The 22,652-nt window shown below is 70.0% G+C and carries 24 protein-coding genes; 17 read left to right on the forward strand and 7 right to left on the reverse strand.

The annotated features are described in order from the left end of the window. Positions 1 to 20: 20 nt before the first annotated feature. A complete protein-coding gene (locus tag CG723_RS24685; protein ID WP_100595649.1) occupies positions 21 to 782 on the forward strand; it encodes a phosphoglyceromutase in 762 nt (253 codons plus the stop codon). Between the two features lie 81 nt (positions 783 to 863). Here the strand turns inward: CG723_RS24685 and CG723_RS24690 are convergent, their stop codons facing one another. The 4 genes from CG723_RS24690 to CG723_RS24705 all read right to left on the reverse strand — a co-directional run bounded on the left by CG723_RS24690 (position 864) and on the right by CG723_RS24705 (position 4,707). Then, on the reverse strand, positions 864 to 2,147 hold the full coding sequence (locus CG723_RS24690; RefSeq protein WP_100595650.1) for a serine hydrolase domain-containing protein: 1,284 nt from the start codon (positions 2,145 to 2,147) through the stop codon (positions 864 to 866). Positions 2,148 to 2,340: 193 nt separating this feature from the next. Then, the gene (locus CG723_RS24695) at positions 2,341 to 2,868 is read right to left on the reverse strand and encodes a hypothetical protein (protein WP_159032542.1); all 528 of its coding nucleotides are present in this window, start codon (positions 2,866 to 2,868) and stop codon (positions 2,341 to 2,343) included. After that, positions 2,865 to 3,164 carry a hypothetical protein gene (locus CG723_RS24700; protein WP_199841883.1) on the reverse strand — a complete coding sequence of 100 codons (300 nt, stop codon included), beginning with the start codon at positions 3,162 to 3,164 and terminating at the stop codon, positions 2,865 to 2,867. Before CG723_RS24700 ends, CG723_RS24695 begins: the two co-directional genes overlap by 4 nt. A gap of 100 nt (positions 3,165 to 3,264) precedes the next feature. After that, on the reverse strand, positions 3,265 to 4,707 hold the full coding sequence (locus CG723_RS24705; protein WP_234374500.1) for a purine-cytosine permease family protein: 1,443 nt from the start codon (positions 4,705 to 4,707) through the stop codon (positions 3,265 to 3,267). A gap of 217 nt (positions 4,708 to 4,924) precedes the next feature. Here CG723_RS24705 and CG723_RS24710 point away from each other — a divergent pair, with 217 nt between their 5' ends. The 6 genes from CG723_RS24710 (at position 4,925) to CG723_RS24735 (ending at position 10,212) form a co-directional block, all read left to right on the forward strand. Next, positions 4,925 to 5,833: a LysR family transcriptional regulator gene (locus CG723_RS24710; protein WP_100595653.1), complete on the forward strand. Its 909-nt coding sequence runs from the start codon at positions 4,925 to 4,927 to the stop codon at positions 5,831 to 5,833. A gap of 126 nt (positions 5,834 to 5,959) precedes the next feature. Next, the gene (locus CG723_RS24715; RefSeq protein WP_100595654.1) at positions 5,960 to 6,496 is read left to right on the forward strand and encodes a flavin reductase family protein; all 537 of its coding nucleotides are present in this window, start codon (positions 5,960 to 5,962) and stop codon (positions 6,494 to 6,496) included. Continuing rightward, on the forward strand, positions 6,493 to 7,965 hold the full coding sequence (locus CG723_RS24720; RefSeq protein ID WP_100595655.1) for a 4-hydroxyphenylacetate 3-hydroxylase family protein: 1,473 nt from the start codon (positions 6,493 to 6,495) through the stop codon (positions 7,963 to 7,965). The genes CG723_RS24715 and CG723_RS24720 overlap by 4 nt, the downstream gene beginning before the upstream one ends. After that, complete coding sequence (locus CG723_RS24725) at positions 7,962 to 8,384, forward strand: RidA family protein (RefSeq protein WP_100595656.1); 423 nt, start codon at positions 7,962 to 7,964, stop codon at positions 8,382 to 8,384. The genes CG723_RS24720 and CG723_RS24725 overlap by 4 nt, the downstream gene beginning before the upstream one ends. Beyond that, positions 8,381 to 9,058 carry a DUF1028 domain-containing protein gene (locus CG723_RS24730; protein WP_100595657.1) on the forward strand — a complete coding sequence of 226 codons (678 nt, stop codon included), beginning with the start codon at positions 8,381 to 8,383 and terminating at the stop codon, positions 9,056 to 9,058. Before CG723_RS24725 ends, CG723_RS24730 begins: the two co-directional genes overlap by 4 nt. Before the next feature lie 5 nt (positions 9,059 to 9,063). Then, the gene (locus CG723_RS24735; protein ID WP_234374501.1) at positions 9,064 to 10,212 is read left to right on the forward strand and encodes a M20 family metallopeptidase; all 1,149 of its coding nucleotides are present in this window, start codon (positions 9,064 to 9,066) and stop codon (positions 10,210 to 10,212) included. On the opposite strand, the gene CG723_RS24740 is transcribed toward CG723_RS24735, so the two are convergent. Further along, on the reverse strand, positions 10,190 to 10,804 hold the full coding sequence (locus CG723_RS24740; protein WP_100595659.1) for a TetR/AcrR family transcriptional regulator: 615 nt from the start codon (positions 10,802 to 10,804) through the stop codon (positions 10,190 to 10,192). The genes CG723_RS24735 and CG723_RS24740 overlap by 23 nt on opposite strands. 116 nt (positions 10,805 to 10,920) lie before the next feature. On the opposite strand from CG723_RS24740, the gene CG723_RS24745 reads away from it, so the two are divergent. The 4 genes from CG723_RS24745 to CG723_RS47010 all read left to right on the forward strand — a co-directional run bounded on the left by CG723_RS24745 (position 10,921) and on the right by CG723_RS47010 (position 15,670). Further along, positions 10,921 to 12,384, forward strand: a complete 1,464-nt coding sequence (locus CG723_RS24745; protein WP_100595660.1) for an aldehyde dehydrogenase — start codon at positions 10,921 to 10,923, stop codon at positions 12,382 to 12,384. Positions 12,385 to 12,443: 59 nt separating this feature from the next. Further along, the gene (locus CG723_RS24750) at positions 12,444 to 13,796 is read left to right on the forward strand and encodes an aminotransferase family protein (RefSeq protein ID WP_100595661.1); all 1,353 of its coding nucleotides are present in this window, start codon (positions 12,444 to 12,446) and stop codon (positions 13,794 to 13,796) included. An 85-nt stretch (positions 13,797 to 13,881) separates the two neighbouring features. Then, on the forward strand, positions 13,882 to 15,459 hold the full coding sequence (locus tag CG723_RS24755; protein ID WP_234374502.1) for an APC family permease: 1,578 nt from the start codon (positions 13,882 to 13,884) through the stop codon (positions 15,457 to 15,459). Positions 15,460 to 15,520: 61 nt separating this feature from the next. Then, complete coding sequence (locus CG723_RS47010; RefSeq protein ID WP_199841884.1) at positions 15,521 to 15,670, forward strand: hypothetical protein; 150 nt, start codon at positions 15,521 to 15,523, stop codon at positions 15,668 to 15,670. Between the two features lie 83 nt (positions 15,671 to 15,753). Here CG723_RS47010 and phoU read toward each other — a convergent pair whose 3' ends face one another. Further along, a complete protein-coding gene (phoU, locus tag CG723_RS24760; RefSeq protein WP_100595662.1) occupies positions 15,754 to 16,437 on the reverse strand; it encodes a phosphate signaling complex protein PhoU in 684 nt (227 codons plus the stop codon). 187 nt (positions 16,438 to 16,624) lie between these two features. Between phoU and CG723_RS24765 the strand changes: the two genes are divergently transcribed. Further along, a complete protein-coding gene (locus CG723_RS24765; protein ID WP_100595663.1) occupies positions 16,625 to 17,902 on the forward strand; it encodes a sensor histidine kinase in 1,278 nt (425 codons plus the stop codon). After that, positions 17,899 to 18,579: a response regulator transcription factor gene (locus tag CG723_RS24770; RefSeq protein WP_018527980.1), complete on the forward strand. Its 681-nt coding sequence runs from the start codon at positions 17,899 to 17,901 to the stop codon at positions 18,577 to 18,579. Before CG723_RS24765 ends, CG723_RS24770 begins: the two co-directional genes overlap by 4 nt. A 166-nt stretch (positions 18,580 to 18,745) precedes the next feature. Here CG723_RS24770 and CG723_RS24775 read toward each other — a convergent pair whose 3' ends face one another. Further along, a complete protein-coding gene (locus CG723_RS24775; RefSeq protein ID WP_100595664.1) occupies positions 18,746 to 19,405 on the reverse strand; it encodes a DUF461 domain-containing protein in 660 nt (219 codons plus the stop codon). Between the two features lie 718 nt (positions 19,406 to 20,123). Here CG723_RS24775 and CG723_RS24785 point away from each other — a divergent pair. The 4 genes from CG723_RS24785 (at position 20,124) to CG723_RS24800 (ending at position 22,605) form a co-directional block, all read left to right on the forward strand. Next, positions 20,124 to 20,606, forward strand: a complete 483-nt coding sequence (locus tag CG723_RS24785; RefSeq protein ID WP_003953493.1) for a CarD family transcriptional regulator — start codon at positions 20,124 to 20,126, stop codon at positions 20,604 to 20,606. A 292-nt stretch (positions 20,607 to 20,898) separates the two neighbouring features. Further along, positions 20,899 to 21,642: a 2-C-methyl-D-erythritol 4-phosphate cytidylyltransferase gene (gene ispD / locus CG723_RS24790; RefSeq protein WP_100595665.1), complete on the forward strand. Its 744-nt coding sequence runs from the start codon at positions 20,899 to 20,901 to the stop codon at positions 21,640 to 21,642. After that, the gene (ispF, locus tag CG723_RS24795) at positions 21,632 to 22,126 is read left to right on the forward strand and encodes a 2-C-methyl-D-erythritol 2,4-cyclodiphosphate synthase (protein ID WP_100595666.1); all 495 of its coding nucleotides are present in this window, start codon (positions 21,632 to 21,634) and stop codon (positions 22,124 to 22,126) included. Before ispD ends, ispF begins: the two co-directional genes overlap by 11 nt. 74 nt (positions 22,127 to 22,200) lie before the next feature. Next, positions 22,201 to 22,605, forward strand: coding sequence for a PPOX class F420-dependent oxidoreductase (locus CG723_RS24800; RefSeq protein WP_100595667.1), 405 nt, complete (start codon positions 22,201 to 22,203; stop codon positions 22,603 to 22,605). The last annotated feature ends 47 nt before the right edge of the window (positions 22,606 to 22,652 follow it).

The raw sequence follows: 22,652 nt of genomic DNA on the forward strand, positions 1-22,652 counted from the left end.
CGTGGATTAGGCTCGGAGCCATGGCCGACGCACCGTACAAGCTGATCCTCCTCCGCCACGGCGAGAGTGAATGGAACGCGAAGAACCTGTTCACCGGTTGGGTGGACGTCAATCTCAACGAGAAGGGCGAGAAGGAGGCAGTCCGCGGCGGTGAGCTGCTCAAGGACGCAGGCCTGCTCCCCGATGTCGTCCACACCTCGCTCCAGAAGCGCGCGATCCGGACGGCCCAGCTGTCGCTGGAGGCCGCGGACCGCCACTGGATCCCCGTCCACCGCTCGTGGCGCCTGAACGAGCGGCACTACGGTGCGCTCCAGGGCAAGGACAAGGCACAGACGCTGGCCGAGTTCGGCGAGGAGCAGTTCATGCTCTGGCGCCGCTCGTACGACACCCCGCCGCCGCCGCTGGCCCGCGACGCGGAGTACTCCCAGTTCAACGACGCGCGCTACGCGACCCTCCCGCCGGAGCTGCGCCCGCAGACGGAGTGCCTCAAGGACGTCGTCGTCCGCATGCTCCCCTACTGGTTCGACGCCATCGTCCCGGACCTCCTGGACGGCAAGACGGTCCTGGTCGCGGCCCACGGCAACAGCCTGCGCGCGCTGGTCAAGCACCTCGACGGCATCTCCGACGCCGACATCGCGGGCCTGAACATCCCGACGGGCATCCCGCTGTCCTACGAACTCGACGCGGACTTCAAGCCCCTGACCCCGGGCGGCACCTACCTGGACCCGGACGCGGCCGCGGCGGCGATCGAGGCGGTCAAGAACCAGGGCAAGAAGAAGTAGAGGACATGATCATGCCCCTGAGCTGCGCATATGGCGCGGCTCAGGGGCATTTTCATGGCCTGGGCCCCGTGCCGGAGTTCGTCACTGCGCCGCCGGCTGTGCCGGGAGGTTGAAGATGTTGGACGGGGAGATGATCTTTGTGATCGCCTGGCCGACGAGGGTGCTCGGCTCCGAGTTGTCGTGGTTGACGTCCGTGTTCAGGACCACCACGAGGGTCGCCTTGGCCGACGGCAGGTAGATCGTCAGGGACTCGTAGCCCGGCAGGGAGCCGTTGTGGCCTATCCAGCCCTGGACGTTGAAGATGCCGAGGCCGTAGCCCGCGCCCGGGATCGTGGTCTTCGGGGTGATGAGGCGCTGCTTCTGCGTGGCGGGGCTGATCATCGTGTTGCCGTCGGGGAACTTGCCCGTGGCGACCGTGGGTGCCCAGATCCGCAGGTCGTTGAGGGTGGAGATCATCGCGCCTGCCGCCCAGCCCCAGGACGGGTTCCAGTCCGCCGAGTCCTTGGTCTTCCCGCTCGCGGTCTGGTTCGTGTAGCCCTGCGAGTGCGGCTCCGGGAACTCGTTGCCGGTCGGGAACAGCGTCTGCTTCATGCCGGCGGGCGTGAGGATGTTGTCCCTGATGTACTCGTTGAGCGGCCGGCCGCTCTCCTTCTCGACCACGAGGCCGAGCAGGATGAGGTTGGTGTTGCAGTAGTAGAACTTCTCGCCCGGCGCGAACAGCACCGGGTGCTTGAACGAGTAGTCGAGGAGCTGCTGCGGAGTGAACGGCCGGTTCGGATCGGACGTCAGCGCCTTGTAGAAGTCTTCGTCCTCCGAGTAGTTGAAGAGTCCGCTGCGCATCTCGGCGAGCTGACGGATGGTGATCTTGTCCCCGTTGGGGACGCCGTCGATGTACTTGCCGATCGGGTCGTCCAGGCCGACCTTCTTCTCGTCGACCAGCTTCAGGATCGACGTGACGGTGAACGTCTTGGTCTCGCTGCCGATACGCATGTGCAGGTTGGGCGACATCTTCTGGCCGGTGCTCTTGTCGGCGACGCCGAAGGACTTCACGTACTCGCCCTTGTCCGGCGTCCACACACCGAAGGTGACACCCGGCACGTTCGCCTCACGCATGACCTTCTGCACGGCGGCGTCGAGCTCTTTCTCCACAGCGGGAGTGAGCTTCTGGACCTGCCCCGGAGCTGTCGACCCGGAATCGGAAGGGGAGGGCGGGTCGGTGGCACGGACGAGGGAGGCGGAGCTGGAGCCGGTGGATACGGCGGCCGGTGTGGCGAACGCGGACCCACCCGCTATCGGCACCGCGAGCGTTCCCACGGCTACGGCGGTCACAGCCCCCCTGCGCAATCCTCGGCTCGAGTGCGTCATGAGCTGACTCCGACCATATGAGGAAGAACTCACAGGAAGAACTCAGAACCATCGTAGGGCGGGGCCCCACTCGCCGCCTGTCCAGTCACCACGGCCTGCAGCCACTGGGGCAACGCCGGTCACCGCCTCTCCAGCAGCCCCTCGTCCATCGCCACCACCACCCGGTGTCCACCGGTCGGTGGATCAGGCCCCCTCAGTCGACCCCGCGCAGATAGACCCGGCTGTGCTGCGCATCGACCGGATGCACGGCCACCTCTAGGGAGTTCAACTCCCCGGCGCAGGGCGCGCACACCGGCCCGCTGCGCACGTCCGCAAGCGTCTCCGGCTCCTTGAGCCCGAGGTGCGCGAACGGCGTCGTGGGTTTCACCGTCTGCGCGAGGGGCTTGGCGCGGTGGGTGAGCTCCTGCTCGGGCGCGAGCCCGCTCAGGAACGCGCCCACGCGCGCGGTGGGCACCGTAAAGGCCAGAAGAAGCCCGTCGTCCTGGAACCCGTTCTGGTAGGCGGCATGCCGGTCCGTCGCCTCAGCGGGGATCCGCACGTGCATCTGGTCGCCGACGTCGGCAGCGGTCACGCCCGGCTTCCAGTGGGGGACTTGCGTACGTGCGTCTGCATCGCGTGCGGTGCCGCCCGAGCAGGCAGTGAGCACGACGCATGCCGAGAGACACAGCGCGCCGCCGGTCACGCCTCGCACGGCAAGCATCGAGAAGGGCCGCACCTTCATCGTGCATCACCATTGCGTCCGAGGTCGGTACGGGTCCCGTCCCGCCCGGGATCTGCAGGGTCAGGAAGCTTCGCGGGACCCGACCCCAGGTCGTAGTGCTGCACCGAACCGCTGCCTCGCATGTCGAACTCCCTGGCCAGACCCGTCGTGTGGAGGCGCGCCATGTCCGCGTCAGTCACTTCGGTCGGGCCGATCTCGGTGGACTTTCCGGGGTCCCAGTTGTACCGGTCCCAGACGTTGACCTGGTAGTCGAGCGACACCTTGGGCTTTCCGTCCGCGCCCGGGGTGACGGTCACGGCTCCGGTCGTGTTCGTCGTCGCGCTGCCCACCGCCAGATACCAGTTGCGGTCAGGTCGTCCTTGTGTTCGGCCCACAACTGCGCCCTGGCCTCTGGGCTCAGGGACTCCCAGAGCCGTCGGAGCTCCGCGCGCTGCTTGGCATCGGCGTCATCGTCCCCGCCTCGGTCCCGGTCCCCGCCTCCCTCACATCGCTCCCGCGCCGCACCGCCACCCTCCGCGCCCACACGTAGTACACCGGCGCCGTCACCACCAGTCCCACGAGCCACGACAGGTCCGCGCCGCCGAGGGGTGCTACCAGCGGGCCCGTGTACAGCGACGTGGCGACGAAGGGGAGTTGGACCGCGATGCCGATCGCGTACGACGTCAGGGCCACCGGGTTGAAGCGGCCGTAGCGTCCGCCGTCGGGAGCGAAGAGGTCGCCGAGTGCGTAGCGCCCGCGGTGGACGAGGTAGAAGTCGATCAGGTTGATCGCCGTCCAGGGGACGAGGACGACGAGCAGGACCAGTACGAGGTTCACGAAGCTGGAGACGAAGTCGCTGGACAGGGCCGTCGCGATGATCAGCGCGGCCACGAGGACCACCGCGGAGACGACGCCGCGTGCCCTCTGGCGCGGGGTCCACGAGGGGCGGAACGTCTGGCAGATGGTGATCAGCGACAGCACCGCGCCGTAGAGGTTGAGCGCGTTGTGGTTGATGACCGAGAAGAGGAACAGGAGCAGCACGACCGGGCCGAAGGCGCCCGCCGCGCTGTCGAAGCCCGCCACCGTGTCGTCCGTGCCGGGCGACGCGAGGCCGATCACCGTGCCCGCGAGGAACGGCAGCATCGAGCCGAGACACGAACCCCAGTACGTGGCCCAGAAGGTCGACGCCGTACGGACGGTGCGCGGCAGGTAGCGCGAGTAGTCGGAGACGTACGGGGCGAAGGCCAGCTGCCACAAGGCGCTCAGGGACACCGTCGCGAGCCAGCCCGCGAACGTGAAGGAGCCCGCTGAGAAGAAGCCGTCGGGCAGGCCGCGCCCGACCACCACGGCGAGGCCGACCAGGACGCCCGCACCGAGCACCCACGTCGCGATCTTGTTGAGGGTGTGGATGAGGCGGTAGCCGACCCAGCAGATCAGGGCCGAGCCGAGCGCCCCGAGCACGATGCCCGCGTCGACCGGCACCGCGGGCGCGAGGCCGTGCAGGGACTTGCCGGCCAGGATGATGTTCGAGGCGAAGAAGCCGAGGTACATCGCCGCCGCCACGACCACGATCAGCAGGGCGCCCACGCTGCCGAACTGCGCCCGGCTCTGGATCATCTGCGGGACGCCGAGCTGCGGGCCCTGCGCCGAGTGCAGCGCCATGAAGACGGCGCCGACGAGCTGGCCGACCAGGATCGCGAGGACGCTGGACCAGAACGACTGGTGGAACACCTGGACGCCCATGGCGCCGGTGACCAGCGGCAACGGCGCGATGTTCGTGCCGAACCACATCGTGAACAGGTCGCGGACGCGGCCGTGGCGCTCGTTCTCGGGGACGTGGTCGATGGTGTGCTGCTCCACCGAGGGAGATGCAGAAGCGGAAGCAGCAGGAGAAGGGGACGGGGAAGGGTCTGTCATGTGGGACTCCCTGTCTGAGCGGGGCGGGGGGAGTACGGGGCGGCGTTGGTCGGGGGAGTCTCGCCACGGTTTCGGCCAACGGTCAAACATTGATTTCCCGGGAGTTACATCTGATTTCGAGATGCAGACAGCTCGCGGGCGCCGGGGGCACAATCCCGCCATGGCCAAGGACGCGAACTTCACCCTCGTGCAGCTGCGGTACTTCCTCGCCGCCGCCGAGCTCGGCAGCATGACCGCCGCAGCGCACCGCATCAACGTCTCGCAGTCCGCGGTCTCCACCGCCGTGCACCACCTGGAGCGCGAGCTCGGCGTGCAGCTCCTGATCCGCCGGCACGCGAAGGGGTTGGAGCTGACGGCCGCGGGGGAGCGGTTCCTGCACGAGCTGCGCGGCTTCCTCACGCACGCCGACGAGCTCGCCGAGTCGGCCAGGAGCCTGGGCGCCGACCTCGTCGGCGAGCTGGCCGTGGGCTGCTTCCAGACCCTCGCCCCGTTCTATCTGCCCCGCCTGCTGCGGGAGTTCGGCGAGCGCCAGCCCGCCGTACGCGTCGAGGTCGTCGAGGGCGACATCCCGGCCGTGCAGGAGAGCCTGCGCACGGGCGCCTGTGAACTGGCGCTGCTCTACGACATGGATCTCGACGCCGACATCGAGTGCGAGGTCCTCGCGATGGCCCCGCCCTACGCCCTCGTCCCCGAGGGGCACCGGCTCGCGGGCGGTGGCCGGGCCCGTCTCGCCGACCTCGCGGACGAGCCGATGATCCTGCTCGACCTGCCCGCGAGCCGCGACTACTTCTGCTCCGTCGCGGCCAAGGCCGGCGTCGAACCGCGCATCAGCCACCGCACCCGCAGCTACGAGACCGTGCGCGCCCTGGTCGCCGCCGGATACGGCTGGTCGCTGCTCAACCAGAGGCCCGCGCACGACCGCACATACGACGGGTCGAGCGTCGTCGCGCTGCCGCTCGCCGACCCCCTGCCCGCGCTCCCCGTCGTCCTGGCGAAGCTGCGCGGGGTCCGGCTGACAGGCCGCGCGCAGGCGTTCGCGACGGCCTGCAGGGAGGCTCTGCGCGCCTGAACGACCAGCTCAGGCCGATCATCTCTAAAATCAATGCAGTAGCGCTAAAAGATCTGTTGTACGGATGCAGGTCCCGGCTCCCATAGTGGTCCCACCACAGCCCACTCGCTCCGAGGGAGGCCGCTCGTGACCACTGCTCCGGACCAACTCCTCACTTCCCGCCAGGACTTCGTGGCAGCGATGGGGAACGCCGCGACGGGCGTGACCGTTGTCTCCACAGAAGGACCGGCCGGTCGCTTCGCCCAGACCGTCTCCGCCATGTGCTCCGTCTCCGCCGACCCGCCCTCGCTGCTGGTGTGTGTGAACGAGCGGAGCCCCCTCGCCGCGGCCGCCGTGCGCAACGGCGTCATCGCCGTGAGCGTCCTCGCCGCCGGCCAGGCCCACGTCTCCGACGTGTTCGCGGGCCGCCCGGCCCGCGGCAGCGGCCCGTACGACTTCGACAGCGCCGAGTGGGACGTGCTCGCCACCGGCGCCCCCGTCCTGCGCGGCGCGGCCGCCGCCTTCGACTGCCGGCTGGCCGACTCCGTGACGCAGGGCACCCACCAGGTCCTGTTCGGCGCGGTCGTCGCCTCCGCGGTGTCCGGCGCGCACCCCCTCGTCCACCACGCCCGTACGTATGCCACCCCGAGCCCTCTCAACTCCCTCAAGGAGCACGGCGCATGATCCGCACCGGAGACCAGTATCGCGAGTCGATCCGCGACGGCCGCGACGTATGGATGAACGGCGAGAAGGTCACCGACGTGACCACGCACCCCGCGTTCAAGCCGCTGGTCGACATACGCGCCCGGATCTACGACATGGCGCACGACCCGCAGACCCGGGACTCCATGACGTACAAGGACGAGACGACCGGTGAGGTCAACGCGATCCAGCAGAAGCCGCCGCGCACCCGCGAGGACTGGGACGCGAAGCGGGCCGCGACGGACGCCGTGCTGAGCGATGTCGGCGGTGTCGTGACCCGCGTCGGTGACGAGACGATCGGTGAGGTCTGGTCGCTCATCGACGGCCAGGACGTCCTCAACGCGATCAACCCCGCGTACGCGGAGAACGTCAAGCGGCACATCGACCACGCACTGTACGCCGACCCCTTCCACGTCTCCGCGAACACCGACCCGAAGGGCGACCGCTCCAAGCGCCCCCAGGACCAGGACCCGGACATGCTCCTGCATGTGGTGCGGGAGACGGACAGCGGCATCGTCGTGCGCGGCGCCAAGTACGAGACGGCCGCCGCCTACTCGAACCAGGCGTTCACGAAGCCGACCATCGCGAACTGGGGCGACTCCGAACTCTCCGACTACGCCCTCGGGTTCATCGCCGACATGGGCTCGCCCGGCCTGAAGTACATCTGCCGTACGGGCTTCGCCGGTACGAAGCCACCCGCCGACTACCCGGTCTCCAGCCGCTTCGACGAGGTCGACACCCTGGTCGTCTTCGACGACGTCGAGATCCCCTGGGAGAACGTCCTCTTCTACCGGGACACCAAGGCCGCCACCTTCATCCGCGCCACGCTCCACCGCTACAGCGCGTTCGCGTTCACGCAGCGCAATCTGCGGCTCGCGGACCTGATGATCGGTGCCGCGCTGTGGAACGTGAAGCAGACCGGCCTGGAGAAGCAGCAGGCCGTGCAGGAGAAGCTCGCGACGCTGGCCTGCTACCGCGAGGGCATCAACGCGCACCTGACCGCGTCCATCGCGATGGCGGAGCCCAGCCCCGGCGGGCTCCTCATGCCGAACCAGTCGCTCCTGTACACCGGCCGCGTCCTGGCCTGCTCGCAGCTGCACGAGATGATGCACATCGCGCGCGAGCTGTGCGGCGGCCAGATCTGCATCACGCCCGACAAGGCGTCCTTCGATCACCCGGACACCAAGCCGTGGCTCGACAAGTTCTACTCGATCAACGAGCACTGGGTCGCCGAGGACCGCCGCAAGCTCCTTGCATACGCCCGCGACCTGCTCAACTCGGACTACGCGGGCCACCGCCTGACGTTCCAGCTCTTCGCGCAGTCCCCGCCGTTCGCGCACCTCGGCGCGGTGTACCGCAACTTCGACTGGGAGGGCCCGCTCGACCTGGTGAAGGACGCGGCCGGCCTCAGCGACAACGTGCTGGGCACCCTCGGGAGGAAGGCCAAGTGACGACCCACCGGCGCATCCGCCCCTTCAACACGGCGGACACGTACCCCGAGCAGGACCTGTCCAACGACCTCGCGCAGGCGGTCGTCGCCGACGGCACCGTCTATCTGCGCGGCCAGATCGGCCAGGATCTCGACACCCGCGAGAACGTCGGCGTCGGGGACGTGGCCGCCCAGGCCGAGAAGGCCATGGCGAACATCGCGATGCTCCTGGAGGAGTCCGGCAGCCGCCTGGAGGACATCGTCAAGGTCACCGTCTATCTGACGGACATCCGCTTCCGCGAGCCCGTCTACCGCGTCATGGGCCGCCGGCTCAAGGGTGTCCACTACGTCTCCACGGGCCTGGTCGTGTCGGCGCTCGCCCGCCCGGAATGGCTCGTCGAGATCGACGCGACGGCCGTCATCCCGAAGGAGCGCCGATGACGTTCTCGATCGCCGCGCGGTGCCCGCGCACGGGCCGGTTCGGGGTGGCCGTCACCTCGTCCTCGCCGGCCGTCGCCGCGCGCTGCGCGCACGTACGGCCCGGAGTGGGCGCGGTCTGCTCGCAGAACGTCACCGACCCGCGCCTCGGCACCCGCCTGCTCGACCTCCTGGAATCCGGGGTGCCCGCAGAGACGGCCGTCCATGAAGTGGCGGCCCAACCTCACGCCGAGTGGCGGCAGTTGACCGCTGTCGGCGCGTCCGGTCCCGGCGCGGTCTTCTCGGGCGCGCGCACCCTCGGCACGTACGCGGAGGCGGTCGGCCCCGATGCCGTGGCCGCGGGGAACCTCCTGTCGGGCCCCGGCGTCCCCCGGGCGGTACTCGACGCGTTCACGGGCGCGGACCCCGAGGCTCCGCTCGCCCGCCGCCTCGTCGACGCCCTCACGGCGGGCGCGGCGGCGGGCGGCGAGGCGGGACCCGTCCACTCGGCCGGACTCCTCGTCGTCGACGTACAGCAGTGGCCGGTGACGGACCTGCGCGTCGACTGGACCGAGGGCGACCCGATCGCCGAGCTCGCGCACCTGTGGAAACTGTGGGAGCCGCAGGAGGAGGCGTACGTGCAGCGGGCCCTTGCCCCGGACGCGGCGCCGAACTACGGCGTGCCGGGGGACGAGTGAGGCCCGTGCGCGAGGCGGTCGCGAAGGCGGCGCCCGAACTCCTCGCCCTGAGCCACCGCATCCACGCGAACCCCGAGGTGGCGTGGGAGGAGGAGAAGGCGGCGCGCTGGACCGCGTACGCCCTCGACGACCTCGGCTACGACGTCGTGACCGGCACCGCGGGCCTGCCCACCGCCTTCACCGCCACCGTCGGCAGCGGCCCGCTCCACCTCGCGATCTGCGCCGAGTACGACGCACTGCCCGGCCTCGGCCACGCCTGCGGGCACAACGTCATCGCGGCGGCGGCGGTGGGCGCCGCGGCCGGACTGGCGCCGGTGGCGGACGAGTTGGGACTCAAGGTCACCGTCTTCGGCACCCCGGCCGAGGAGGGCGGCGGCGGCAAGATCCTCATGCTGGAGCGCGGCGCCTTCGACGGGGTGCACGCGGCGATGATGGTGCACCCCGGTCCCGCGGACGTCGCCGAGGCCGCCCCGTACGCGGTCGCGCACCTCAAGGTCCGCTTCCACGGCAAGGCGGCGCACGCGGCGGCCTACCCGGAGCAGGGCCGCAACGCGGCGGACGCGTTCACGGTCGCCCAGGTCGCCATCGGCCTCCTGCGCCAGCAGCTCCCCTCCACGACGCGTGTGCACGGCATGGTGACGCGCGGCGGGGAGGCCCCGAACGCGATCCCGGAGCTGACCGAGGGCCGCTGGTACGTGCGCGCGGGCAGCCTTGAGGAGCTGTCCGCGCTCCAGCCGCGCGTCGAGAGGTGCTTCGAGGCCGGCGCGCTCGCCTCGGCCTGCGACCTGGAGATCGAGCCGGAGTCCCGCCCGTACTCGGAGTTCCGCAACGACGCCGCGATGCTGGCCGTCTACCGCCGGGCGGCCGAGTCCCTTGGGCGTACGTTCGACAGCTCCGGATCCCCGGCGGCCCGGATGAACCGCGCCTCCACGGACATGGGCAACGTCTCCCGCGTCCTGCCCGCCATCCACCCCTACCTGGGCATCAACTCGCTGCCCGCGGTCAACCATCAGAAGGAGTTCGCGGCGGCGTGCGTCACCCCGGACGCGGACCGGGCGGTCCTCGACGGCGCGCTCGGCATGGCCCTCACCGCGGTGGCCCTCGCGGGCGACGACGGCGAGAGGGCCCGGCTCACAGCTCCGGGCAGCCGGTGACCGTCCGCGCGTAGCCGAGGAGCAGGCGCCGGGCGACGTCCGGCGTCAGCTCGGCGTTGCGGCTGACGATGTGCAGCCCGTAGCCGTCCTCCAGCGCGACGAGGTTGCGCGCGAGGTCGGCGACGGGCTCCGTGAGCGTGAACTCGCCGACTGCCGCGCCGACTTCGAGCACGGTCGCGTACAGGGCGGCCTCGCGTGCGAAGAGCGACGCCATCAGGGTCGCGTGCCCTGAGCTGCGGTCTGCGCGCCGGTGCAGCTCGAAGAGCAGTCCGTGCACGGCGTCCCCCGAGCCGCCCGGCAGCCCGCTCCCCACGAGAGCCCGCAGCCGTGCGGCGGCCCCGGTCGCCCCGTCCACGGCCCCCTGCCGGGCGGCGAGATAGCGCTCCACGGCGCCCCGGTGCACCTCCAGGACCAGCTCGCCCATCTCCGGGTAGTAGTACAGAACAGACCCCGCCGACATCCCCGCCTCGGCAGCGATGTCCTTGATGCGCAGCCCCTCCAGGCCCCGCTCGGCGATGGCGCGCCCCGCCGCGTCGACGAGGGCCTCGCGGCGCGCCGTCTGGTTCTTCGGTCTCCCAGGCTTGTTCCCCATGGGTTAATTCTCTGTTACTCGGTTCAAATAAATCAAGTTCCTTGCGTCCAGGGCATTGACGGCCTGGCGCCCCATTGTTTGAATCCGATCTCAAAGAAATAGAGGGGAGCCGCCGCATGAACACCTACGCAGACTGGCAGCGCCGAGCAGCCGAACTGACGCCACGTACAAGGGCGTTCATCAACGGCACATGGACCGAGTCGCACACCCGAGCCACCTTCCCCACCACCAACCCGGCCACCGGCAAGGTCACCGCACACGTCACGCGCGGCGAAGCGCCCGAGATCGACGCGGCGGTCCGCGCGGCCCGCGCCTCCTTCGACGACGGCCGCTGGTCCCGCACCGACCCGGCGGCACGCAAGCGCGTCCTGCTCAGGCTCGCCGACCTGATCACCGCCAACGCCGAGGAGCTGGCCCTCCTCGACACCCTCGACATGGGCAAGCCGATCGCGGAGTCGTACGGCACGGACGTGCCCGGCGCGGCCGGTGTCTTCGCCTGGTACGCGGAGGCCGCGGACAAGCTGTACGACGAGATCGCGCCGACGCCCCCGGGTCACCTGGCGACGGTCCGCCGCACCCCGCTGGGCGTGGTGGGCGCCGTGGTCCCGTGGAACTTCCCGCTGGACCTGGCGAGCTGGAAGCTGGCGCCGGCCCTCGCGGCGGGCAACAGCGTCGTACTCAAGCCGGCGGAGCAGTCCCCGCTGTCGGCCCTGCGCCTGGCCGAACTGGCAGCGGAGGCGGGCCTGCCCGACGGCGTACTGAACGTCGTCCCCGGCATGGGCGGCACCGCGGGCAGGGCGCTCGGCCTGCACAAGGACGTCGACACCCTGGTCTTCACGGGCTCGACGGAGGTCGCCCGCCTCTTCCTCTCCTACTCCGCCGAGTCGAACATGAAGCAGGTCTGGCCGGAGGCGGGCGGCAAGAGCCCGAACGTGGTCTTCGCGGATGCGGACCTGGACGCGGCGGCAGAGCGCGCGGCCTGGGGATTCGCGTACAACGCGGGCCAGGTCTGCTCGGCCAACACCCGCCTCCTGGTGGAGAGTTCGATCGCCGACGACTTCACGGCCCGCGTCGCGGAGCACGCGGCACGCTTCGTGCCGGGCGACCCCCTGGACCCCGGCACGAACCTCGGCCCGCTGGTCGACGAGGCCCAGGCGACCCGGGTCCTCGCGGCGGTCGAGGCATCGGACGGCAAGGTGATCACGGGCGGCACGCGCGACGGCGCCTACCTCACCCCCACGATCGTCACCGGTCTGCACCCCGATGCGCCCCTGGCCCGCGAGGAACTCTTCGGCCCGGTCCTGACGGTCCACGCCTTCACCGCCGAGGAGGAGGCGATACGCACCGCCAACGACTCCCCGTACGGCCTGGCGGCCTCGCTGTGGACGAGGGACCTGGCCCGCGCCCACCGCGTCTCGGACGCCCTGCACGCAGGGACGGTCTCGGTGAACACGGTCGACGCGCTGAGCCCGCTGACGCCGTTCGGCGGCTTCAAGCAGTCGGGCCACGGCAGGGACCTGTCGCTCCACTCGCTCGACAAGTACACGGGCCTGAAGACGACGTGGATCACGTACGCGTAGCCGGGCCCGGCCACGACCGCCCGGACAACTCCCCACCCTCTCCTGAAGGGACGAACACCATGACCCTCACCCCCGCACAGCAGCTCGCCGCCACGGACCGGGCGCACATCATCCACCCTTACCTCCCCGGTACCGCCGAGGAACGTGTGGTGATGACGGAGGGCAAGGGCTGCCGCCTCACCGACGCGGAGGGCCGCAGCTACCTCGACGCGACAGGCGGGCTCTGGCTCGCCCAGGTCGGCCACGGCCGCAAGGAGATCGCGGACGTGGCGCATGCGCAGATGCAGCAGCTCGAATACTTCACGAGCTTCTGGGAGTTCTCGAACGACAAGGCGATCCAGCTGGCCGAACGCCTCACCACGCTGGCCCCCGACAACCTCAACCACGTCTACTTCACGTCGGGCGGCTCCGAGGGCAACGAGGCGGCCATCAAGATGGCCCGCTACTACCACCACCGCAGGGGCGAGGGCTCCCGCACCTGGATCCTGGCCCGCGACAAGGCGTACCACGGCATCGGCTACGGAGGCGGCTCGGCCACCGGGTTCCCGGTCTACCACGAGGGCTTCGCCCCGATGATGCCGCACGTCAGCCACCTGACGCCGCCGTGGCCGTACCGCACGGAGCTCTACGGCAACGCCGACCCCACGGACTTCCTGATCGCCGAGCTGGAGGGCCGCATCGCGGAGATCGGGGCCTCCAACATCGCGGCGATGATCGGCGAACCCATCATGGGCGTGGGCGGCATGCTGGTCCCGCCGGCGGACTACTGGCCGCGCGTGCGCGAGGTCCTCGACCGCCACGGCATCCTCCTCATCTTCGACGAGGTGGTGACGGCGTACGGCCGCGTGGGCGAATGGTTCGCGGCCCAGCACTTCAACGTGAAGCCGGACATCATCACCACGGCGAAGGGCATCACGTCGGGCTACACCCCGCTCGGTGCCCTGCTCGTCTCCGACGAGGTGACGGAGGCGCTGCTCCAGGACCACGGCTTCCCGATGGGCTACACGTACAACGGCCACCCGGTGGCGGCGGCGGTGGCCCTCGCGAACCTGGACATCATCGAACGGGAGAACCTCCTGCCCCGAGCGATCACGATGGGCGAACACCTACACACCCAACTCGCCGATGAACTGGGCGACTTGCCGATCGTGGGAGAGATCCGCTCGGTGGGCATGATGCTGGCGGTCGAGTTGGTGGCCGACCGCGAGACCCGCACCCCTCTCCCGCTGAACCCGGCCCGCATGCCGCACGACGTGATCCGCAAGGAGACGGGCGTCATCGTCCGCGACTCGGCCCACAGCCTGGTCCTGTCCCCGCCGCTGATCATGACGGAGCAGGAGGCGAAGGAGGCGGCTACGGCGATGCGCTCGGTCCTCGAACGCACGACACCGACGGGCGAGATCACCAAGTAGCCCCCGGGCTCCGCACCGCGTACATCAGTCGCGCCCCACAGCCACCCGCACGGTCCCACCCGTCCCCAGCCCCGAGGACACAGACGTGCCCGACCACAAAGAACAAGCAGCACCACCACCAAGCACCGCCGCCGTGGACTCCGCCGCCGCCGCGGAGTCCACCGGCGAAGAAACCACCCCCACCCCCACCCCGACCCCCAACCTCCACAGAAGCCTCCGCCGCTTCGACATCACGGCGATGGCGGTGGCGGCGGTGATCTCCTTCGACACGGTGGGCCAGATCGCGACGGGCGGCGGAGAGGCGGTGACGTGGACGGCGGTCATCGCGGTCGCGTTCCTCATCCCGTACGCGCTGCTCTTCGCGGAGACGGGCGCGGCCTTCCCCCAGGAGGGCGGCCCCTACGTCTGGGTGAAACTGGCGTTCGGCCGGCTGACGGCGGCGGTCACGACGCTCTTCTACTGGGTGACGAACCCGATCTGGCTGGGCGGCTCGCTCGTGTTCATCGCGGCACAGACGTGGGACGGCTTCGTGTTCCGCCTGGGCCAGGGCACGTTCGCGGACTACGCGTTCAAGACCGTGTTCATCTGGACGGCGATCCTCACGGCAGTGGTCTCGCTGCGCAATGGCAAATGGATCACTACGGCGGGCGCGGCGGCCAAGGTCCTCGCGCTCACCGTGTTCACGGCGACGGCAGTGGCGTACGGCCTGGCCCACGGCTTCCAGGGCCTGACAGGAACGGCGGACAACACCACAGCCGCCACCACCTTCAGCCCCACCACAGCGGGCTTCCTGGCCCTGGTCCCGGTGCTCCTCTTCGCGTACGTGGGTTTCGAGGCCCCGAACGCCGCGGGCGAGGAGATGCACAACCCGCAACGCGACGTCCCCACAGCCCTCGGCCGCTCCGCGGCGATCGCGGCGGCCTGCTACCTGCTCCCCGTACTGGCGATCCTCTCCGTGGTCCCGCCCGGCAAGGTGACCGGCATCGGCGGCTTCATGGAGGGCGCGCAGACCATCTTCACGATCTACGGAGGTGCAAGCGGCGGGCTCCTGAAGACGACCGCGCTCCTCTTCGTCTTCGCGCTCCTCACCCAGGGCAGCGCATGGATGATCGTGAGCGACCGGATGCAGGCGATGGCGGCGGCGGACGGCGGGTTCTTCAGCCGCAAGCTGGGCGCGTTCCACCCCAGGCTGGGCACACCGGTGCGCACGAACCTGCTGTCGGGGGCGATCGCGACGGTGTTCATGGTGGCGGCGATGCGGCTCGCGGACGGCGACGCGGCGGCGGTGTTCTCGGTCGTCCTGACCGTCGCGGTGACGACGCTGCTGCTCTCGTACCTGACGGTGATCCCGGCCCTGGCGGTCCTGCGCCTGCGCCACAGGGACGTACCGCGCCCCTACCAGGTCCCGTTCGGGACGAAGGGGTTCATGATCTGCGCGACGCTGGCCTACGCGTGGATCCTCACCGGTTCATGGACGGCCCTGTTCCCGGGCACGCTGGAGGCGCTGCTCGGCATCACGTACGACTTCCGCGGCACGTGGGGCGTGTCACGGACGGCGTTCGAGGCATTCACGCTGGGCACGGTCGTCGCCCTGCTCCTCATCGGCACCATCGGTCACGCAGTGGCCGGGGCGGCGAACGACCGCGCGCGCGTGCGCCGTTGACGCGCCCGCCGGGCTGGGCATGAACTGGGAGACAGGCAGTTCGCCCCGAGGAGGGAACACCATGGCCGAGTCCCCCACCCCCGAAGCCATCGCAGAGCAGCCCACGGAAGTCCCGCAGCCGCACCGGCTGGTCCTGCTAGGCGCCTGCGGCTGCGGCTCGGGCTGCGGCTGCGGCTGCCAGTCGGGCGCGCCGTGCCAGTGCGGCGGCTGATCGGACTGACATGACGGAACATGACGGGGGCCCCGCACCACACAGGTGCGGGGCCCCCGTCAGACAGGCCACCCCGAGAGGGGTCAGCTGCCGTCGACCGGCTGCGGCTGAGGCGCCTGGATCTCGTCGGCGTGCTCACCGGTCACGAGGTACACCACACGCTTGGCCACGGAGACCGCGTGATCGGCGAAGCGCTCGTAGTAACGGCCCAGCAGGGTCACGTCCACGGCCGTCTCGATGCCGTGCTTCCACCGGTCGTCCATCAGGTGCTGGAACAGCGTCCGGTGCAGCTGGTCCATCTCGTCGTCGTCCTGCTCCAGCTGGAGCGCGAGGTCGACGTCCTTGGTGATGATGACCTCGGCGGACTTCGCCATGAGCCGCTGCGCGAGCTGCCCCATCTCCAGGACGGTCGCGTGCAGATCGTGCGGAACGGCCTGGTCCGGGAACCGCAGCCGGGCGAGCTTGGCGACGTGCTGCGCCAGGTCACCGCTGCGCTCCAGGTCCGCGCTCATCCGCAGCGAGGTCACGACGATCCGCAGATCCGTGGCGACGGGCTGCTGGCGCGCGAGCAGGGCTATCGCCCGCGCCTCCAGGTCATGCTGGAGATCGTCGACCTTCTGATCCCCCGCGATGACACTCTCGGCCAGCTTCAGATCGGCGTCGAGCATGGCCGTGGTGGCGCGCCCGATCGCCGACCCGACAAGGCGGGCCATCTCGACCAGGCCCTCGCCGATCGAGTCAAGTTCCTCGTGGTACGCGTCACGCATACAACTGTCCCTCTCACTCACTGCGGGGCTGCTGTGCCCCACGCTCCCACGTTCGGCCCTGTACGCGTCCGTTTCCGTCACCCCAAATGAATCACCTCTGTATCCAAGGTGAACTCTGGGCGACGAGTGTTCGAGGTACCACTCGGACGGCTGTGGGCAGTGCTGACAGGGCGCATAACCTGGAGGCATGGACGTGAACGCGGCGGTCGCCGCAGCGGCAGCGATCGCCGGGGTGTGCACCGGCGTGATCGCCATGCTGGCGTTTCGCTGGAGCGAACGCGACCAGAAACGCCCCACCCGTACTTCCCTGCACACGGACCCGGTCCTTCCGCCCGGCGTCGACACCGTCCTCTCCGTACTGCGCTCCTCCGCCGTCGTCCTGGACGAGGCGGACAGCGTGGTCAAGGCCAGCTCGGCGGCGTACGCCCTCGGCCTGGTCAGAGGCGGCAAGCTGGCCGTGGAGCCGATGCTCCTCATGGCCAGGGACACCCGCCGTGACGGGGAGATACGACAGGTCGAGCTCGACCTGCCCCGCCGCGGCACCGGCCGCGGGGACGCCCTCGCGGTCTCCGCGCGTGTGGCCCCCCTCGGCTCCCGCCTGGTCCTGCTCCTCGTGGAGGACCTCACGGAGGCCCGCCGCATCGAGGCGGTCCGCCGCGACTTCGTGGCGAACGTCAGCCACGAGCTGAAGACCCCGGTCGGCGCGCTCAGCCTCCTCTCCGAGGCGGTCATGGACGCGTCCGACGACCCGGAGGCGGTGGAGCGCTTCGCAGGCAGGATGCAGATCGAGGCGACCCGCCTGACGAACCTGGTCCAGGAGCTCATCGACCTGTCCCGGGTGCAGAACGACGACCCGCTGGAGGACGCCGAGCCGGTCCGCGTCGACGAACTCGTCGCCGAGGCGATCGACCGCTGCCGCCACCAGGCCGGCACGAAGCAGATCACCATGGCCGCGGGAGGCACCGCGGACCTCCAGATCTGGGGCAACCGCGGCCAGCTCGCCGCGGCTCTCGGCAACCTCGTCGAGAACGCCGTCAACTACAGTCCGGCCCGAACCCGCGTGGGCATAGCCGCGCGCCGGGTCACCGCGCCCGGCGGAGACCTCATAGAAGTGGCGGTCACCGACCAGGGCCTCGGCATCTCCGACAAGGACAAGGAGCGCATCTTCGAGCGCTTCTACCGAGTCGACCCGGCCCGATCCAGGGCCACCGGCGGCACCGGCCTCGGCCTCGCCATCGTCAAGCATGTGGCTGCCTCGCACGGCGGGGAAGTCACCGTGTGGAGCTCCGAAGGCCAGGGCTCCACGTTCACCCTGCGGCTGCCGGAGGCAGGCGCGACCCGCGACCGCGGCCCAGGACACGTAGGCGGCGACGCATACGGACACCACGTCGGCAACGACGCCGACGGGCCCGACGAGACAACCGCATACGATCCCATTCCTGCCGCCCCGGAGGTCCTTCCGTGACCCGAGTGCTCGTCGTCGAGGACGAGGAATCCTTCTCCGACGCCCTGTCGTACATGCTCCGCAAGGAGGGTTTCGAGGTCGCCATCGCGGCCACCGGCCCCGACGGTCTCGACGAGTTCGAGCGCAACGGCGCCGACCTCGTCCTGCTCGACCTGATGCTGCCGGGTCTGCCCGGCACCGAGGTCTGCCGCCAGCTGCGCGGCCGATCCAACGTCCCGGTCATCATGGTGACCGCCAAGGACAGCGAGATCGACAAGGTCGTGGGCCTCGAGATAGGAGCCGACGACTACGTCACCAAGCCCTTCTCGTCCCGCGAGCTGGTCGCCCGTATCCGCGCGGTCCTGCGCCGCAGGGGCGAGCCCGAGGAGGTCGCCCCGCAGGCCCTGGAGGCCGGCCCGGTCCGCATGGACGTGGACCGCCACGTCGTCACGGTCTCCGGCTCCAAGGTCGACCTGCCCCTCAAGGAGTTCGACCTCCTGGAGATGCTTCTGCGCAACGCGGGCCGCGTCCTGACCCGCATGCAGCTGATCGACCGCGTGTGGGGCGCGGACTACGTGGGCGACACCAAGACCCTCGACGTCCACGTCAAGCGACTGCGCGCCAAGATCGAGCCGGACCCGGGGGCCCCGCGCTACCTGGTGACGGTTCGCGGCCTCGGGTACAAGTTCGAGCCGTAAACCGCGGTGGGGCTGCGCCGGGCCGTCCGGAACGGAGTCCGGCGCAGCGCTTCGAAGCCCGCGTAGCGGTGCGAGGAGTGCACCGGGGAGAGATCCCAGCCATGGAACGCCGAAGGGCGGGACCTCCCACGGGGGTCCCGCCCTTCGCCATTGCGTACGTACGTGTTCAGTGCCCGGCGGTGCTCTCCGAGGCGGACGCCCCGGCGGCCGGGCTGCCCGAGGCCGACTCGGACGGCGAGGCGGAGCCGGACGGGGTGGCCGACCCGGAGGGCGTCGCGGACTCCGACGGCTCCGTGCTCGGCACGGCCGGGATCTCGCTCGGCCCCCACTTCTTGAAGTAGCTCTCGGCCGGCACGACGAACGACTGGATCTTGACGGCGCCCGTGGTGCTGAACGTGAAGGTCAGCGTCCGCACGTCACCGTCGAGGTCGGCGGTGCGGCTGTTGGGCAGCTGCGCGGACGCGTTGTCCTTCCCGCCGAGCACGAGGGAGCCGCCGGCCGGGATCGTCACGGTCTTCTTGCCGTCGGCGGCCGACAACTCGGCCTTCTTGCCGACGCCGTCGAGCAGGATCGAGTCGAGGGTCTGGGCCTTGGAGCCGTTGTTGAAGAGCGTCGCGGTCACGACGGCCGGACCCGTGGACTTCAGGTCGGGCTGCGTGATCACGGTGGCGTTCTGGATCCGGATGTCCCCGACGGAGGTCTCCGCGTTGTCCGGCTTGACCTCCAGCGTCTGGGCGTTGTTTCCAGCGCCGCACGCGGCGAGCGAGGCGATCGAGAACGCGAGGGCGGCGGCGGCGAGGGTGCCGCGTCGAAGGCTGCTGCTCACGGCGGCGGCAACTCCTAGAACGTGGGCGGTAAGGGTCTGGACGCCCTGGACGGGTGTAAAGCCGCCCTAAGGGTCTGTCAGCGGGCTCAGGTTACCGAGCCGTTCGCGCGCCGCTGCACCCGACCCGCCCCTAGGGAGTTTCGGATGGATCCCGGCCCCGGCCGATCCCCCGCTCCGACCGGCCCGGGCACCACCTGCCGCACCCGCGATCACCCTCGGGGTCACGCCCTCACCGAACTCACCGAACTCACCGAAGACCTGCCGGCCCCGCCTCGGCCCTTCTCACCTCGCCAAACACGCAGGCCGCATTGGCCCCCCGTTCACCATTCACATAAGTGCCCCGGGAGAGCACCTGCGGATTTCCGGTAAGGAATGCATGGCGGTACGGAAAACTGATCACCCCTCACGGTGATCAATTCCGGATTCGGGTCGCACGCGCCTCCGAGTCACCGAACGGAGTAGCGGAAGTGCAGCGCTTCGAACCGCGCAAAACGGGACGTTCAACCCCCTGCGGGCCTCTCCAGGTAGGTGTACGGTGCGCGTTTCGTCTCCGTCGAAGAGCCGCTCCGACCTGCGAATACCCCCTTCCGCAGGCCCTCCGCAGCACGTTCCGGTTGTTGTTGTCAAGCCCCGAGATATGCCCTGACCTGCGAAAACGCCATTCAGAAGACGCCGTTTCCGTGTTACCCTGGATAGCCACGGAAGGGGTACCTGTCACATGACGTTCAAGGTTGGCGACACCGTGGTCTATCCCCATCACGGGGCCGCGCTGATCGAGGCTATCGAAACTCGCCAGATCAAAGGCGTGGACAAGACCTACTTGGTGCTGAAGGTCGCGCAGGGTGACCTGACGGTGCGTGTGCCAGCGGACAATGCGGAGTTCGTCGGCGTACGTGATGTGGTCGGTCAGGACGGTCTCGACCGGGTCTTCGAGGTGCTTCGCGCGCCGTACGCCGAAGAGCCCACGAACTGGTCGCGCCGCTACAAGGCAAATCTCGAGAAGCTCGCCTCCGGCGATGTCATCAAGGTCGCGGAAGTCGTCCGTGACCTGTGGCGTCGGGAGCGTGAGCGCGGACTGTCCGCAGGTGAGAAGCGCATGCTCGCCAAGGCACGGCAGATCCTGGTGAGCGAGCTCGCGCTCGCTGAGAACACGAACGAGGACAAGGCCGAGGCCCTGCTCGACGAGGTCCTCGCGTCCTGACGCGTGCCCTGACCGGCACGCGGCTGCGACAAGAAGTCCCGGGTGAAAGCCCGGGCGCATGAATAATGCCGCGGTGCCCGCTGACCCTGATGGTGTCGCCGGGCGCTGCGGCATGTTCGTACCCGCACTCTGTGCCTACTCGTGGTGCCTACCCGCTTGACTCAGCTGGTGTGCCGGGCCCGGGCAGCTGGCTCGACCGGATGTCACGGAAGGGGTCCGGTCAAGGCGTCGCGCCCGGCACTGGTGTTGGCCATACCCACCTCGGTCGAGCACACAAACCTGAACGGAAGCGATGTCTGACGAAACGCGGCCCTCGCGCACCGCGGCCGTGATTCCGGCCGCCGGCCGGGGCGTACGCCTCGGTCCGGGCGCCCCCAAAGCACTCCGCGCGCTCAACGGCACCCCGATGCTCATCCACGCCGTCCGGGCGATGGCCGCCTCGCGGTCCGTCTCCCTCGTCGTCGTGGTCGCCCCGCCCGACGAGGCGTCCGCCGCCGAGGTGAAGACCCTCCTCGCCGACCACGCGCTGCCCGAGCGGACCGACTTCGTCGTCGTACCCGGCGGCGAGACCCGCCAGGAGTCCGTGAAGCTCGGCCTCGACGCCCTGCCGCCCGGCATCGACGTCGTCCTCGTCCACGACGCGGCCCGCCCCCTGGTGCCCGTCGACACGGTCGACGGCGTCATCGAAGCCGTACGCGAAGGCGCCCCCGCCGTCGTCCCCGCGCTGCCCCTCGCCGACACCGTCAAGCAGGTCGAGGCCCGCACCGACGGCGGACCCGAGCTCGTCGTCGCGACGCCCGAGCGGGCCCGGCTGCGCGCCGTGCAGACCCCGCAGGGGTTCGACCGCGCCACGCTCGTGCGCGCCCACGAGACCGTCACGGACAACGTCACGGACGACGCCAGCATGGTCGAGCAGCTCGGCGAACCGGTCGTCGTCGTGCCCGGGCACGAGGAGGCCTTCAAGGTCACCCGCCCCCTCGACCTCGTGCTCGCCGAGGCCGTACTCGCCCGCAGGAGGGCCAACGATGGCTTCTGAGATGCCGGTCATCCCCCTCGTCGGCATCGGCACCGACATCCACGCCTTCGAAGAGGGCCGTGAACTGTGGTGCGCCGGACTGAAGTGGGAGGGCGAGGGCCCCGGCCTTGCCGGGCACTCCGACGCCGATGTCGTCGCGCACGCCGCGTGCAACGCGCTGTTCTCCGCCGCCGGGCTCGGTGACCTCGGTGCCCACTTCGGCACAGGCCGCCCCGAGTGGTCCGGTGCCTCCGGGCTCACCCTGCTCACCGAGGCCGCCCGCATCGTGCGCGAGGCGGGCTTCACCATCGGCAACGTCGCCGTCCAGGTCATCGGCCCCCGGCCGAAGATCGGGAAGCGGCGTGAAGAGGCGCAGAAGGTGCTCTCCGACGCGGCCGGCGCCCCCGTCTCCGTCTCCGGCGCCACCACCGACGGCCTGGGCTTCCCCGGCCGCGGTGACGGCCTCGCGGCGATCGCCACGGCACTGGTCGTCAGGACGGGCTGAAATACCGCTGCGGGGGCGGATGTTGGCGCAGTATCGGGTACTCGTACAGGCATCCCCCCAAGGAGTGAGGCTCCATGTCCGCCCAGCTGTCCGACGAGCTCAAGGCGTTGCTCGACACCCCGGTCTTCATCACGGTCGCCACCATCCAGCCCGACGGGAGCCCGCAGGTGTCGCCTGTCTGGGTGAAGCGGGACGGGGACGACGTGCTGTTCTCCACGACCGTCGACCGGCGCAAGGAGAAGAACCTGCGCCGCGACCCCCGGGTCACCGTCGTCGTGCAGCCCACCGACAACCCCTATACCTACGCCGAGATCCGCGGCAGCGCGGACCTCACCACCGAGGGCGGCCAGGAACTCATCGACGAGCTGTCCCTCAAGTACACGGGCAAGAAGTACGCGGAGTTCAACCCCCGCTCCGCGGACGACGCCGAGCGCGTCGTCGTGCGGATCACCCCCCGTAAGGTCGTCGGCCGCGTCTGAACGGCGGCCTGACACACGTCACAACGTCACGGTTGTGCCCCGTGTCC

The organism is Streptomyces sp. CB01635 (assembly GCF_002803065.1).
In the GTDB taxonomy this organism is placed as follows: domain Bacteria; phylum Actinomycetota; class Actinomycetes; order Streptomycetales; family Streptomycetaceae; genus Streptomyces.

Bases quoted from the DNA above. Each gene is read 5' to 3' on its own strand.
- CG723_RS24785 (WP_003953493.1), top strand. From the start codon at position 20,124: ATGACGTTCAAGGTTGGCGACACCGTGGTCTATCCCCATCACGGGGCC.
- CG723_RS24690 (WP_100595650.1), bottom strand. From the start codon at position 2,147: ATGACGCACTCGAGCCGAGGATTGCGCAGGGGGGCTGTGACCGCCGTA.
- CG723_RS24685 (WP_100595649.1), top strand. From the start codon at position 21: ATGGCCGACGCACCGTACAAGCTGATCCTCCTCCGCCACGGCGAGAGT.
- CG723_RS24740 (WP_100595659.1), bottom strand. From the start codon at position 10,804: ATGGGGAACAAGCCTGGGAGACCGAAGAACCAGACGGCGCGCCGCGAG.
- CG723_RS24765 (WP_100595663.1), top strand. From the start codon at position 16,625: ATGGACGTGAACGCGGCGGTCGCCGCAGCGGCAGCGATCGCCGGGGTG.
- ispF (WP_100595666.1), top strand. From the start codon at position 21,632: ATGGCTTCTGAGATGCCGGTCATCCCCCTCGTCGGCATCGGCACCGAC.
- CG723_RS24720 (WP_100595655.1), top strand. From the start codon at position 6,493: ATGATCCGCACCGGAGACCAGTATCGCGAGTCGATCCGCGACGGCCGC.
- CG723_RS24745 (WP_100595660.1), top strand. From the start codon at position 10,921: ATGAACACCTACGCAGACTGGCAGCGCCGAGCAGCCGAACTGACGCCA.
- CG723_RS24800 (WP_100595667.1), top strand. From the start codon at position 22,201: ATGTCCGCCCAGCTGTCCGACGAGCTCAAGGCGTTGCTCGACACCCCG.
- CG723_RS24710 (WP_100595653.1), top strand. From the start codon at position 4,925: ATGGCCAAGGACGCGAACTTCACCCTCGTGCAGCTGCGGTACTTCCTC.
- CG723_RS24750 (WP_100595661.1), top strand. From the start codon at position 12,444: ATGACCCTCACCCCCGCACAGCAGCTCGCCGCCACGGACCGGGCGCAC.
- CG723_RS24695 (WP_159032542.1), bottom strand. From the start codon at position 2,868: ATGAAGGTGCGGCCCTTCTCGATGCTTGCCGTGCGAGGCGTGACCGGC.
- CG723_RS24730 (WP_100595657.1), top strand. From the start codon at position 8,381: ATGACGTTCTCGATCGCCGCGCGGTGCCCGCGCACGGGCCGGTTCGGG.
- ispD (WP_100595665.1), top strand. From the start codon at position 20,899: ATGTCTGACGAAACGCGGCCCTCGCGCACCGCGGCCGTGATTCCGGCC.
- CG723_RS47010 (WP_199841884.1), top strand. From the start codon at position 15,521: ATGGCCGAGTCCCCCACCCCCGAAGCCATCGCAGAGCAGCCCACGGAA.
- phoU (WP_100595662.1), bottom strand. From the start codon at position 16,437: ATGCGTGACGCGTACCACGAGGAACTTGACTCGATCGGCGAGGGCCTG.